The organism is Agrobacterium tumefaciens, assembly GCF_013318015.2.
GTDB classification, from domain to species: Bacteria; Pseudomonadota; Alphaproteobacteria; order Rhizobiales; family Rhizobiaceae; genus Agrobacterium; species Agrobacterium tumefaciens.
The window spans coordinates 453,309-465,828 of sequence record NZ_CP115842.1; the positions used below are offsets into that span (position 1 = coordinate 453,309).

Consider the following 12,520-nt stretch of genomic DNA (forward strand, 5'->3'; position numbering starts at 1 on the left):
CACTAAAAAACGAAACACGTCTAAAGCGCCAGACCGCTTGCCCTGTCGAATACATGCACACGCTCGTGATGCACGGTGGCGGCAAAGGGGGTGTTGACCTTGACCAGTTGCTCGCCATCCACCACCGCCGTAACCTGATCGCCCGCCAGTTCGAAGACCACATGCGTCTGCGCGCCTGTCGGCTCGACCAACACCGTCCTGCCGGACAGCGAAATATCGCCGCCGACGGTCGAACCGATATGTTCCGGTCTCAACCCAATCGTCACCGACTGGCCGCGCTTGACATTTCTTGAGGCGGCAATGCGGATCGCCGTCCCGTCCTTCAGCCGGGCGGCAGGTTGATCGCCCTCGCCGTCGACCACGCCTTCGATGAGGTTCATGGCCGGCGAGCCGATGAAGGCGGCAACGAAGAGATTGGCAGGTGTCTTGTAAAGTTCGAGCGGCGTGCCCTGCTGCTCTATACGGCCGTGATTGAGCACCACCACCCGGTCGGCCAGCGTCATTGCCTCGATCTGATCATGGGTGACGTAGATGGAGGTCGTACCTACTTTCTGATGCAGAGCCTTGATTTCGCTACGCATCTGCACGCGCAGCTTGGCATCCAGATTGGACAGCGGCTCATCGAACAGGAAGACGGCCGGGTTGCGCACCACGGCGCGGCCCATGGCGACGCGCTGGCGCTGGCCACCAGAAAGCTGCGAGGGCTTGCGGTCCAGAAGCTTGCCGAGATCGAGCATGCGTGCGGCTTCCGCCACGCGCTCATCGATGACGTTTTTCGGCTGCCCGGCAAGCTTCAGGTTGAAGCCCATGTTTTCGGCGACCGTCATATGCGGATAAAGCGCATAGGACTGGAATACCATGGCGATATTGCGCTCGCGCGGCGTCATGGAATTGACGACGGTGCCGCCAATGAGGATATCCCCATCGGTGATTTCCTCCAGCCCGGCGATCATGCGCAGCAGGGTAGATTTGCCGCAGCCCGAAGGCCCGACCAGCGCAATGAATTCGCCATCGGTTATATCGAGCGAGATGCCGTGAATGACATCGAGCGAGGCATAGGACTTGCGGATATCCCTAAGTTCGACGGAAGCCATGTTTTGCTCCTTTCAAGTCACGATTTGACGGCACCGGCCGTCAGGCCCGCGATGATGTGTTTCTGTGCGAGGAAGAAGACGATGACGGTCGGCAGGATCGTCAGCGTGATGAAGGCGAGCACGAGCTGCCATTCCGTGCCGAATTCGCCGCGATAGACCATGATGCCGAGTGGCCAGGGATATTTCGATTCCGAGTTCAGCATGATCAGCGGCAGAATGTAGCTGTTCCAGCTGCCGACGAAGGAAACGATCCCCACCGTCGCCACGATGGGTCGTGAGAGCGGCATCGAAATGTGCCAGAAGAAGCGCAGATAGCCGCAACCATCCACAAAAGCGGCCTGAAACAACTCTTCCGGCAGATTGCGAAAGTAATTGCGAAACAGAAGGATGCTCATGCCGAGCCCGAAAGCCACCTGCGGCAGAACCACGCCCCAATAGGTATCGAGCAGACCGAGATCGCGGATGCGGATGAACAGCGGCAGGATGGCGGTCGCCGCCGGGAACATCAGTCCCAGCAGGAAGTAATTCAGCAGGAAAGACGAGCCGAAGAACTTCACATGCGCAAAGGTGAAGGCGGCCATGGCAGAGACGGTCAGCGTCAAAAAGACCGTCAACAGCGCAATCACCAGCGAATTGAATATCTGCAGCCAGTAGCGTTTGCCAAAGAGGATATCGCCGTAATTGGCCCATTGCCACTCGGCTGGCAAGCCGAACGGGTTGACGCGCAGATCCCCCAGCGTCTTGAAGCCGCCAAGCGCCGTCGTCAGAAGCGGGATGAGCACGATGGCCGCGATCAGGCTCAGCGATATATAAAGATAGAGCTTTGTTTGCAGCGGCATGCGGACGGAAGTGGATGGTTCAGTCATGGCGCATGAAAATCCTTTTGTAACCGAAGGCGAGCGTCACGCAGATAACGAAGAGAACGACACCCACCGCGCTGCCAAGCCCCACCTGCATGCGCATGACGCCGTAGGTGTAGAGAAAGGTGACCATGGTTTGCGTGGAGTTGGACGGACCGCCGCCGGTGAGCGGCATGATCATGTCGAACAGCTGTAGCGAGCCGATCACCGCAAAAAAGACGGACAGGCGCACCGTTGAGCCGAGCATCGGCAAGGTGACGTATCGGAACTTCTGCCAGCCGGAGGCGCCGTCGATTTCGGCAGCTTCCAGCACGTTTTTGTCGACGGATTGAAGGCCGGCGATGAACAACATCATGTGGAAACCGAAATACTTCCAGACGATGACGCCAAGCACGGCGTAGATCGCCACATCCTTGTCGGCCAGCACGTAAGGATTGGCGAAGCCGAAGAAATTGGAGATGGCAGCGAAAAGGCCGTAATCGCCATCATAAACGAAGCGCCAGATCAGGCCGGCCGCGACATCCGCAAGGACATAGGGCAGGAAGAAAACCAGCCGAAAGGCAACGACGCCCGGAAGGCGGTGCGCCAGCATCATGGCAAGCCAGATCGCCAGCGGGATCTGGATCAGCACGGAAATCAGGATGATGAGGCCGTTATTGAGCAGAGCCTGCGAAAAGGCGGCATTGCCGAACAGGACCTGGAAATTCTTCAAGCCCACGAAATCGGTCGGCGTGCCGTAACCGTTCCAGCGGTAAAGGCTGTACCATGCTGCCTCGCCCATGGGCAGGATGACAAACAGGGTAAAGAGCAGCAATGCGGGCGGAAGGAAGACCAGCAGGGTCAGCGCACGGTCATGCGCGACCGAGCTTTGCTTGCGCTTCGTCTTCGACGCGCCGCGCGCCGGTATGGACGCAGAAGTCATGGAAATATCCGTCATCTCTATCCGCTTTCATTCAGGCAGATACTGCGGCGCCGCGTCCCGCGCGGCGCCGTCATGGAACCGAAATCAGCGAAGCTCGAAAGCATCCTGAATTTGCTTGGCGCCTTCTTCGGCGCTCATCTGGCCGGAAACGATTTCGACGGAGACATCGTTGACCACGCGGCCAACGGCAGCGCCCAGTGTCTGGTCGAAGAAGTTCTGGTGCCAGGTAGAGCTTGCAAGCTGCTTGGCCGAATCCGCCAGCAGCGGGTTCTTGACCGCTCCATCCGCACCCGTCGCAACCGGCAGGATCATGCCCGCAGCCGCCATCTTTTCTTCACTTTCCTTGCTGGTCAGGAAGGCCGCGAAATCGATCGCTTCCTTGGAAGCGTTTTTCGTAACTGCCCAACCATTCAGACCGCCCAGCGTGTCAGTGACTTTGCCAGCACCACCTTCGACGGCGGGAAAGGCGAAGCGACCGATATTGTCTGCCGCAAGGCCTTTGCCGTCACCGGCATTCTTGCGCTGGTTGGCTTCAGTATTGTCAAAGCCGAGGATCATCGCGGCCTTGCCATCACCGAAGACGCCGAGCGCCTGGGGCCAGGTAGAGCCGAGATAGCCGGGCTGGAAGGGTTCGAGCTTGCCGAACTCGGCCAGTTGCTCGCCCGCCTTGATGATGGAGGGAACCATGAAGCCTTCACCCTCGCCCTTGCGGGCGGCGTCGAACACGGTCTGTCCGCCATTGCGCATGACGAGATAGCTCCAGTAGAAATGGATCGGCCATTTTTCACCGCCACCACCGGCAATCGGAACGATGCCCGCTGCCTTGATTTTCTTGACGGTGGCGCCGAGATCGTCCCAGGTCTTGATGTCTTCCGCCTTTACGCCCGCCTTGGCAAACAGCTCCTTGTTATAAAAGAAACTGACGAGGCTGACGCGGTAAGGCACGGCCCAGACCTTGCCGTCAAACGACAGACCATCGATTGCGGCCGCGCTATAGGCTTGGCGCAGCTTGCCACCATCGGCGTCGAAAACTTCCGTCAGGTCCTTCAGCGCACCGGTTTTGGACTGTTCTTCAAGAACACCGCCACCCCAGCTATAAAAGAAATCGGGAACGTCGTTGGACTGCAGCAGGGTAGGCAATTTTGCCTTGAACGCCTCGTTTTCCAGAAACTGCAGTTGCACGTCCACGTCAGGATGTTTGGCCTCATAGTCCTTGGCAATCTCCTCCCAGACGGCCACGGATTTCGGGTCCAGCTCCACATGCATCCATTTAACGACCGTTGCGGCCGAGGCGCTTGCGGCGCCGAGCATGAGAGCAATGCTTGTCGTTGTGGCAAAGCCTATCAGCCTGCCGCTCAGGCTTGCGCCTGCGTGCCTAATCGTCATGATCGTGATCCTCCCTCGGGGATTTCCTCATTTATTCCCCAATGCGGATTAATTCACCTTAGCATTCGCTTATTGTCAAGGCGCCATGCTGATTTTTTGAGCGAACGGCTTGACACACCCCTCCCTCACACCGTTATTTAATCCGCAATCCGACATAAATTGGTTTTCGAACCGGCATTGATCGCAGCAGGACCCCATGAAGACCGCAGACCCAGAACTGATGCGCGCGATCAACCGGCTAAGCGTGCTGGACAGCATCCGCCGCCACGGACCGATCTCCCGGGTGGAAATCAGCGAAAGAACGCAGCTTTCCACCACCACCGTATCCGCGATCACCGCATCGCTGCTCGATGACGGGCTTATCCTTACCCGCCATATCGGCGATATCCGCACGGAGGGCGCCCGCGGCAGGCCGCGGGTGATGCTGGAGCTGAACCCGGATGCGGCCCGCGTGGTGGGCGCCAAGATTGCGGCAAGCCGCATGGTCTTCGTCGTCACCGATTTTTGCGGCAACGTGCTGTCCACCCTCGCCCTGCCGATCCGTGTAGACCGCCAACCGATCGGCGTCATTGCCGATCTGGTGGAAGACGGGGTGCGGCGTTGCGTGGTCGATGCCGGACTGTCGCTGGAAGATGTGGACATGGTCTGCCTTGGCCTGCCAGGCGTCATCGAACATCGCACCGGCAGGATCCGCAGCAGCCCTATCCTGCGGGAAGTAAACGTCGATTTTGCCGAGGAAATGACCTCACGGCTGAATTCCCCCACCATCATCGAAAGCGACGCCCACGCCATCACGCTTGCCCATCACTGGTTCGGACATGCGCGCGATCTGGAGGACATGGTGCTGATCTCGCTCGAGCAGACACTTGGGCTTGGCGTGATGCATCAAAACCAGCTGTTTCGTGGTGCAGGCGGCCTCAGCCACAATCTCGGCGACCTCGTGATCGGCCTTGCCAGTGAAGGAACCGTGCGGCTGGCGAGCCAGGCGGGCGAGAACGCCATTCTCGGTTCCCGCCCGGTGGACGGGCGTTTTGCAGAAGCTATCAGGCTTGGTCGCGGCATGCAGCATGCCCATGCGCTGATTGCGGCGGAAGACAACGATCTTATAGCGGCAGCCTTGCGCGCCGGTGCAGCTCTTGGCCTGACGCTTGCCAATATCGTCACGCTGTTTGCGCCGCCACGGGTCATCATCACCGGCTCCAGTCTCGAGCTCGGCGAGCCCTTCATTACCAGCATCCGCGACAGTTACAACGCCGCCGTGCCGCCATCGCTGGCAGGCGTCGCAGAGCTGGTTTTCGACGTTGCAAGCGACGAACTGTGGGCGCAGGGGGCGGCAGCCGTCGCACTTTACGAGCTTTACGAATCGCCATGGAACACGACAGGGCCGGCGCTCTAGCCGGCAAGGTTGAGAGTGGGCTTAGGCATTTCTGATTTACGGGAGGAAATCACATGAACAAGGTCGGTATCGGCATCATCGGCTGCGGCAACATCTCCAGCGCCTATCTCAAGGCGATGGCGTCGTTTCCCATTCTCGACATTCGCGGACTGGCGGATATGAACGAGGACGCAGCAAAAGCGCGGGCAGACGAGTTCGGCTTTCAGGCAAGAAGTATCGACGAACTTCTGTCTGACCCCTCCGTGGAAATCATCGTCAACCTGACGATTCCCAAGGCGCATGTGGAGGTGGGCCTGCGCGCACTTGAGGCGGGAAAACATGCCTATTCGGAAAAGCCGCTCGGCATCAATTTCGCGGAGGGTAAACGGCTTGCGGACGCGGCAAAGGCAAAGGGCCTGCGCATCGGTTCGGCACCGGACACTTTCCTCGGCGGCGGGCACCAGACCGCGCGCCGCCTGATAGACGAAGGCGTGCTCGGCCAGCCGGTTGGCGGAACGGCTACCTTCATGTGCCCCGGCCATGAGCGCTGGCATCCCAACCCCGCCTTTTATTACGAAGTCGGCGGCGGGCCGATGCTGGATATGGGACCCTATTACATCACCGATCTCGTCAACCTGTTCGGCCCGGTCGCCAAGGTGGCAGGTTTCGCCATCGCGCCGCGCAACGAACGCCTCATCACCAGCGAACCTAAGAATGGCGAGAAAATCCCAGTCCATGTCGCCACCCATGTTTCCGGCGTGCTGGCATTCAAGAACGGCGCGGTGGTGCAGGTGGGCATGAGCTTCGATGTGGCGGGCCACAAACATGTACCGCTGGAAATCTACGGAACGGAAGGCACATTGATCGTGCCCGACCCCAATCATTTCGGCGGTGAGGTGCAATTGCTGAAAAAGGGCGGCCAGTTCGAGCCGCAGGCACTGTCTTCGCCCTATGCTGACGGCAACTACCGCTCGATCGGCGTGGCCGACATGGCCCATGCGATCCGCGAAAACCGCCCGCACCGCGCCAATGGCGATCTTGCCTTGCACGTGCTGGAGGTCATGGAGGCCTTCCAGACGGCATCGGACAGCGGCACCACCGTTTCCATCACCACCGAGGTGGAGCGCCCTGCTCCTCTCGAAACTTCGCTGGTCGACGGCCAGCTCGGCAAATAATCCCGAGGAGGAAATAAATGCGCGAAGCACTCATCGTCTGGGGCGGCTGGAGCGGCCACGAGCCGCAGGAATGCGCCACCATCGTTAAGGACATTCTCGAAGAGGATGGTTTCAAGGTCTATGTCGAGCACAGCACGGAGGCTTTTGCCGATCCGTCCGTGCATGACCTGAGCCTTGTCGTGCCGATCGTGACAATGTCGAAGATCGAGAAGGAAGAGATCAAGAACCTCACCGCCGCCGTCGAAAACGGCGTCGGCATTGCCGGCTTTCATGGCGGTGCAGGCGACAGTTTCCGCGACTGCGTCGAATACCAGTTCATGATCGGCGGCCAATGGGTCGCCCATCCCGGTAATATCATCGACTATCACGTCAACATCACCCGCCCCGACGACCCGTTGATGGAGGGGATTTCCGATTTCCCCTACACATCGGAGCAATACTACATGCATGTCGATCCCTCCAACGAGGTGCTGGCGACGACAAAATTCACCGGCGACCACGCTTGGTGGATCGACGGTGTAGTGATGCCGGTGGTCTGGAAACGCAAATACGGCAAGGGCCGCGTCTTCTATTCGGCGCTCGGCCATCAGGCCAAGGAGTTTTCCGTGCCGCAGATGAAAACCATGTTCCGCCGCGGCGCCAACTGGGCGGCACGTTAAAGCGTGCATTGAGAGGCGGCCAAACAAGGCCGCCTTTTTCTTTATCATCAGCCCCGAATAATCTCTTCCGCAGCCATCGCCACACCCAGAACGTGGTCATCCGTGCCGTGCAGGCCTGATAGCAGCAGGCCAACGGGCATGCCCGCCTCACCCGTGCCGCAGGGAATGGAAACGCCGCAGAGATCGAAGAAGTTGCCGATCTGGGTGTTGCGCAGGGTCTTGGCATTCATTGCAAAGAAGGTCTCATCATTCTCCACAAGCGGTGCGACCTTGGCCGCGACATGAGGCAATGTCGGCGATATCAGCAGCTCATTCTTGCCAATCATGCCCGAAAAAGCCGCCGTCATGCGTTCGCGCGCCTCGATAATGGCGATGTAATCCGGCAGGGAGATATTTGCGCCCAGTCTTGCTCGCGCAACCACGCGCGGGTCCATGCGAGCCGCATCAGCACCTTCCAGCCGCGCCTTGTGCAGGGCGAAGGCTTCCGCCGTTACCAGCGCACCCTTTTCCTTGATAAGATCGAATAATTGCGAAAAGACCGGGAATGCCTGCCGCCGTACAGAAGCGCCGGCCCGGGAAAGCCGTTCCACTGCCTGCTCGAAAGCGACCGCGACGCCCTCCTCGATGCCATCGAAAAACACTGTTTCCGGCACGACGAGTGACAAGCCGGACAGAGGCGTGCGCGCCGCATCAACAGCCGCCTTGCCACGCATGGCGGCATCTACCCACACGGCGTCCTGCACAGTGCGAGTGAGCGGGCCGAGCGAATCGAGACTTTTAGCCAGCGGATAGACGCCGCGCATCGAGTAACGGCCGCGGCTCGCCTTGTACCCCACCACACCGTTGAAGGCGGCGGGAATGCGCACCGATCCGCCGGTATCCGTACCGATTGCCACCGGCACCAGACCGGCCGCAACCGCGACACCCGCGCCGGAAGAAGAGCCGCCTGGCAGCCGGTGGCCATCCGTGGAAGCGGGATTGCGCGGCGTTCCGTAATGCGGGTTGATGCCAAGGCCGGAAAACGCGAACTCGCTCATATTGGTACGGCCGATGCAGACCATCCCGGCCTCCTTCAGCGCGCTCACCACATCCGCGTCACGGGACGCAGGCGCATCATTCGAAAGCACCGTCGATCCAGCCGTGGTCACAGTGCCTTCGAGATCGAAAAGGTCCTTCCAGGCGACCGGAATACCGTCGAGCACGCCGCAGGATCGACCCTCGCGAATGCGTTTCAAGGCGCCTTCCGCCTCCGCCATGGCCCGCTCCGCCGTCAAGCCGACAAAGATCGCCCGGTCTTCCGATTTCCCGATTGCATCAAGGGTCTCTTCCGCCAAGGCGCGCGGATCAAGATGGCCGCTCTGGATGAGAATGGAAAGCTGCGCGATGTTTTTGCTCTTGTGAGCCATGATATGTTCCCTGAAACCGGCATGTTACGCACAACATGCCGTTTATCGGCAGCTTGGCAAGGTCAATCGCGGTACCCTTGCAACCATAAAGCCCGGTTGATGAGCGCGAAAAGAGGCCCCAATGCATCGTCGTATTTGGCGCCGATGTCCCATCACAAGCCATCGAATATTTCAACCTGAGGTACATATTTTCGGCGCCTTATATAAGCGGCGACTATAAAAAGACGGATTAATTCTTAATCGCATCTAAACTTTGTTGAATTATTTAGCAGACACCATTGAAATACATGCCCTATAAAAATTCCATAAAACAATCATAACGCGACATCGCGGGGGAATATCGCGAATGGAAGAGACTGCCTATCGGGGGATAGATAGACAGACTGAAACCGGTGACACGCTTCGCTCAACGACGCAGCCGGTGCCGGGCCGCTTTTCGCGGCGGCGTTCGCTCGCCAGCAAGATAACCCTGATATTTCTCGGCGGCGTGATCTTTTCCTACAGCATCGGGGCGCTCGTCGGCTGGTACATGTTCGTTGCCGCCGCCAGCGAGCAATGGCTCAACCAGGCCCGCGTCAATTCACAGATTGCCAGCGCCACCCTGCGCAGCATCTATACCTATGTCAGCGTCACCGCCGACACGGACGGACAGGTGAACGGCATCTTGACCGACAAGCCGATTGGCGACGACGCTTCCATCCTCGTTACCGGCTTCAACCCCAGCGACGTTCTCGCCCTCATCGGTGCGCAGACCAAGAATGCCGTCTGGCTTTTCCGCTACGATGAGGCCGATTCCGGATTCCGTCAAATCGCGGCGGCCTTCGACAACGCCACCGACGACGCCGAAAAACCGATTGCCACCGATCCCATCTTCTCCAGAGATGCGGTCGCCGCGCGTTTTGCCACCGGCTTTGCGACGATTGGCGATTCCAGCCATTATATCGGCCTGTTGCCGATCATCAGCACGGAAACGAAAAAGCCGATTGGCGCGGTCGCCGTCAGCATCGGCGGTTCGGACGCGCTTTATGGCGCGCAGCGCAAGCTCATCTACAATTCGCTCGTCGCCCTGATCGTTGTTCTGACCGTCACCGGCGTTCTCGTGACGCTGATTGCCAGGCATTTTCTGAAACCCGTTCCGGCGCTGGTGCAGGCGACACTCAGGATCGCCCGTGAGGAAACCGATGTCGTCACGCCGTTTCAGGATCGACGGGACGAGATCGGCGACATGGCCACCGCCATCGAAACCCTGCGGGAGGCCGTTCTGGAACGTGGACGGCTCAGGCAGATCCGCGACATGGCGCAGCAACTGGAACATATGGCCCATCACGATGCGCTGACGGGGCTTCCCAACCGCGTGCTCTTGATGAAGACGCTGGAGAACCGTCTCGAACATCTTTCCACGTCAGGCCAGCCGTTCAACGTCATGCTGCTCGATCTCGACCGCTTCAAGGCCGTCAACGATACGTTGGGACACGCGGCAGGCGACGCCCTGCTGGTGGCCGTGGCCTCGCGGATTTCCTCCGTGCTCGGTGAAAACGACATGGTGAGCAGGCTCGGCGGCGACGAATTTGCGATCATACAAGCGGTGAGCGATAATTGTCGAGAGGATGCGGGCGCGCTGGCAAAGCGCGTGGTCCATGCGGTCTCGCGCAGCTTCAGCCTCGAAGGTAGCCATATAAGCGTCGATACCAGCATCGGCATCGCCTGCGCGCCCGATCACGGCAACTCCGCCACCCAGCTTCTGCAACATGCGGACCTTGGTCTCTACCGGGCGAAATCCATGGGATGCGGCTTTTTTGTCTTTTACGAGCCTGGCATGGACATGGCGGCGCAGCACAAGCACGCGCTCGAAATAGACATGAAATCCGCGCTCGAAAACCACGAATTCGAGCTGTATTACCAGCCCGTGGTCAATCTGGAGAGCGGCCGCATTGTCGCCTACGAGGCCCTTGCCAGATGGCGGCACAGCAAGCTTGGCATCATCACGCCGGATCGCTTCATAACGCTTGCCGAAGAAAACAATTTCATCAAACCTCTGGGCGAATGGGTTTTGGCGCAGGCCTGCATGGACGCCATGACCTGGCCCAGGGATATCCGACTTGCCGTCAATCTTTCCGCCGTGCAGCTTTGCAATGACGATATTGTCCCGATCGTTGACGGCGCGCTGAAAGCCTCCGGCTTCCCGGCCGAGCGGCTCGAGCTTGAAGTGACGGAAACGGCAATGCTGGAGCGCGACAACAGCGCCAGGGCTTTAAAGCTGCTGAAGGAAATGGGCGTCCGCCTCGTGCTTGATGATTTCGGCACCGGTTATGCCGGGTTGAGCACGCTGACGCATGTTGCCTTCGACAAGATCAAGATCGACCGCGAATTCGTTTCCGGCCTGCCGGAAAATCCAATGTGCTCGGCCATCGTCAACACCATCATCGACATGGCAGAACAGATCGGCCTGAAAGTCACCGCCGAGGGCGTGGAAGACAAGAAACAGGTCGAGGCCCTCAAGCTTTCCGGATGCGACGAGGCACAGGGCTATTATTTTGCCGAGCCGGCGCCGCTTGCCCGGATACTCAAGAACCGTGCCGTCATCGCCCAAACCGGAAACGACGAATATAGCGACGTCGGGCGACCGATGCAGGAAACCTATTACCCGCCACAAAAAGCGATTTGAGAACGCGGCTGACAGCCAAAAGGACATAAAATGCGCATTTCAGTATTTTGCCTTTTCCTCACATGCTTTATCCCCACAACTCCGGTGCAGGCCGCCGGCGAAGGCGATACGCTTCGGCAGATTGCCAAGACCGCGAAAATCCGCATCGGTTATCGTGAGGCCGAACCGCCGTTTTCCTATCAGCTGCCGGATGGAGAAGTGACCGGCTTCTCGACTGATCTTTGCCGCGCGATCAGCGAGGACATCCGCACGCAACTGAAGCTGGACAAACTCGACATTGAATATGTAAAGGCCACGCCCGCAACCCGGTTCATTCTCGTCCGTAGCGGCAAGATCGATATTGAATGCGCGGCGACGACCAACAACAGCGAACGCCGGAAAATGGTAGATTTCTCCTATCCGAATTTCATGACCGCGACGCAATTTCTCTCCCGTAAACAGGACAATCTGAAGAGCCTTGCCGATCTGGCCGGACGCTCCGTCACATCCGCCTCCGGCACGGTCAACATCGAGCAGCTGAATGCGGTGAACCGCGAAAAGAACCTAAATATCTCGGTGATGCCCACAAAAACCAATGAGGAAGCCTTCGAACTCGTCGTTGCCGGCAAGGCCTCTGCTTTCGTCATGGATGGCATATTGCTGGCGGCGCTGGCGGCAACATCGGAGAATCCCGACCTCTACGCGCTCTCGGACGAAACGCTGAGCGCACCCGAACCGTACGGCCTGGTGTTTCGGCGCAACGACCCGGCCTTCAAGGCGGCGGTCAACGAAAGCCTGCGGCAGATCTTCACCGGTCCCACCATTCACGGCCTTTACGAAAAATGGTTCACCAAACCCATTCCGCCCAATGGCATGAACCTGAACCTGCCGATGACCGCCTCGTTAAAACAAGCCTATGACCATCCGAGCGAATACCGGGACTGAGGGAGTAAAAATCCCACCTCTATTTTATGAAAATGTTTTGACAGATAATTTTGG

10 protein-coding genes are annotated in these 12,520 nt (G+C 58.9%); 5 read left to right on the forward strand and 5 right to left on the reverse strand.

The genetic code is table 11. The annotated features are described in order from the left end of the window. Positions 1–20: 20 nt before the first annotated feature. From G6L97_RS15615 to G6L97_RS15630, 4 genes are all read right to left on the reverse strand, one after another. Positions 21–1,094 (reverse strand): ABC transporter ATP-binding protein, encoded by a 1,074-nt coding sequence (locus G6L97_RS15615; protein ID WP_003510725.1) that lies wholly within the window; start codon positions 1,092–1,094, stop codon positions 21–23. 17 nt (positions 1,095–1,111) lie between these two features. Further along, the gene (locus tag G6L97_RS15620; RefSeq protein WP_003510727.1) at positions 1,112–1,960 is read right to left on the reverse strand and encodes a carbohydrate ABC transporter permease; all 849 of its coding nucleotides are present in this window, start codon (positions 1,958–1,960) and stop codon (positions 1,112–1,114) included. Next, a complete protein-coding gene (locus G6L97_RS15625) occupies positions 1,953–2,891 on the reverse strand; it encodes a carbohydrate ABC transporter permease (protein WP_003510729.1) in 939 nt (312 codons plus the stop codon). The genes G6L97_RS15620 and G6L97_RS15625 overlap by 8 nt, the downstream gene beginning before the upstream one ends. Positions 2,892–2,960: 69 nt before the next feature. Beyond that, positions 2,961–4,262 (reverse strand): ABC transporter substrate-binding protein, encoded by a 1,302-nt coding sequence (locus G6L97_RS15630; protein WP_065687730.1) that lies wholly within the window; start codon positions 4,260–4,262, stop codon positions 2,961–2,963. Between the two features lie 196 nt (positions 4,263–4,458). Here G6L97_RS15630 and G6L97_RS15635 point away from each other — a divergent pair, with 196 nt between their 5' ends. The 3 genes from G6L97_RS15635 to G6L97_RS15645 are packed head-to-tail and all read left to right on the forward strand — an operon-like array spanning position 4,459 to position 7,471. Continuing rightward, positions 4,459–5,658 carry an ROK family transcriptional regulator gene (locus G6L97_RS15635; protein WP_003510733.1) on the forward strand — a complete coding sequence of 400 codons (1,200 nt, stop codon included), beginning with the start codon at positions 4,459–4,461 and terminating at the stop codon, positions 5,656–5,658. A 53-nt stretch (positions 5,659–5,711) separates the two neighbouring features. Then, positions 5,712–6,812 carry a Gfo/Idh/MocA family protein gene (locus tag G6L97_RS15640; RefSeq protein WP_065687731.1) on the forward strand — a complete coding sequence of 367 codons (1,101 nt, stop codon included), beginning with the start codon at positions 5,712–5,714 and terminating at the stop codon, positions 6,810–6,812. 17 nt (positions 6,813–6,829) lie between these two features. Continuing rightward, complete coding sequence (locus tag G6L97_RS15645; RefSeq protein ID WP_003510737.1) at positions 6,830–7,471, forward strand: ThuA domain-containing protein; 642 nt, start codon at positions 6,830–6,832, stop codon at positions 7,469–7,471. Between the two features lie 47 nt (positions 7,472–7,518). On the opposite strand, the gene G6L97_RS15650 is transcribed toward G6L97_RS15645, so the two are convergent. Beyond that, positions 7,519–8,877 (reverse strand): amidase, encoded by a 1,359-nt coding sequence (locus tag G6L97_RS15650; RefSeq protein WP_003510741.1) that lies wholly within the window; start codon positions 8,875–8,877, stop codon positions 7,519–7,521. Between the two features lie 346 nt (positions 8,878–9,223). On the opposite strand from G6L97_RS15650, the gene G6L97_RS15655 reads away from it, so the two are divergent. Further along, positions 9,224–11,542 carry an EAL domain-containing protein gene (locus G6L97_RS15655; RefSeq protein WP_003510743.1) on the forward strand — a complete coding sequence of 773 codons (2,319 nt, stop codon included), beginning with the start codon at positions 9,224–9,226 and terminating at the stop codon, positions 11,540–11,542. A 30-nt stretch (positions 11,543–11,572) separates the two neighbouring features. Beyond that, positions 11,573–12,466, forward strand: coding sequence for an amino acid ABC transporter substrate-binding protein (locus G6L97_RS15660; protein ID WP_060642281.1), 894 nt, complete (start codon positions 11,573–11,575; stop codon positions 12,464–12,466). The last annotated feature ends 54 nt before the right edge of the window (positions 12,467–12,520 follow it).

Excerpts from the sequence above, each read along its gene's own strand:
- G6L97_RS15615 (WP_003510725.1), bottom strand. The coding sequence starts at position 1,094 with ATGGCTTCCGTCGAACTTAGGGATATCCGCAAGTCCTATGCCTCGCTC.
- G6L97_RS15620 (WP_003510727.1), bottom strand. The coding sequence starts at position 1,960 with ATGACTGAACCATCCACTTCCGTCCGCATGCCGCTGCAAACAAAGCTC.
- G6L97_RS15625 (WP_003510729.1), bottom strand. The coding sequence starts at position 2,891 with ATGACGGATATTTCCATGACTTCTGCGTCCATACCGGCGCGCGGCGCG.
- G6L97_RS15630 (WP_065687730.1), bottom strand. The coding sequence starts at position 4,262 with ATGACGATTAGGCACGCAGGCGCAAGCCTGAGCGGCAGGCTGATAGGC.
- G6L97_RS15635 (WP_003510733.1), top strand. The coding sequence starts at position 4,459 with ATGAAGACCGCAGACCCAGAACTGATGCGCGCGATCAACCGGCTAAGC.
- G6L97_RS15640 (WP_065687731.1), top strand. The coding sequence starts at position 5,712 with ATGAACAAGGTCGGTATCGGCATCATCGGCTGCGGCAACATCTCCAGC.
- G6L97_RS15645 (WP_003510737.1), top strand. The coding sequence starts at position 6,830 with ATGCGCGAAGCACTCATCGTCTGGGGCGGCTGGAGCGGCCACGAGCCG.
- G6L97_RS15650 (WP_003510741.1), bottom strand. The coding sequence starts at position 8,877 with ATGGCTCACAAGAGCAAAAACATCGCGCAGCTTTCCATTCTCATCCAG.
- G6L97_RS15655 (WP_003510743.1), top strand. The coding sequence starts at position 9,224 with ATGGAAGAGACTGCCTATCGGGGGATAGATAGACAGACTGAAACCGGT.
- G6L97_RS15660 (WP_060642281.1), top strand. The coding sequence starts at position 11,573 with ATGCGCATTTCAGTATTTTGCCTTTTCCTCACATGCTTTATCCCCACA.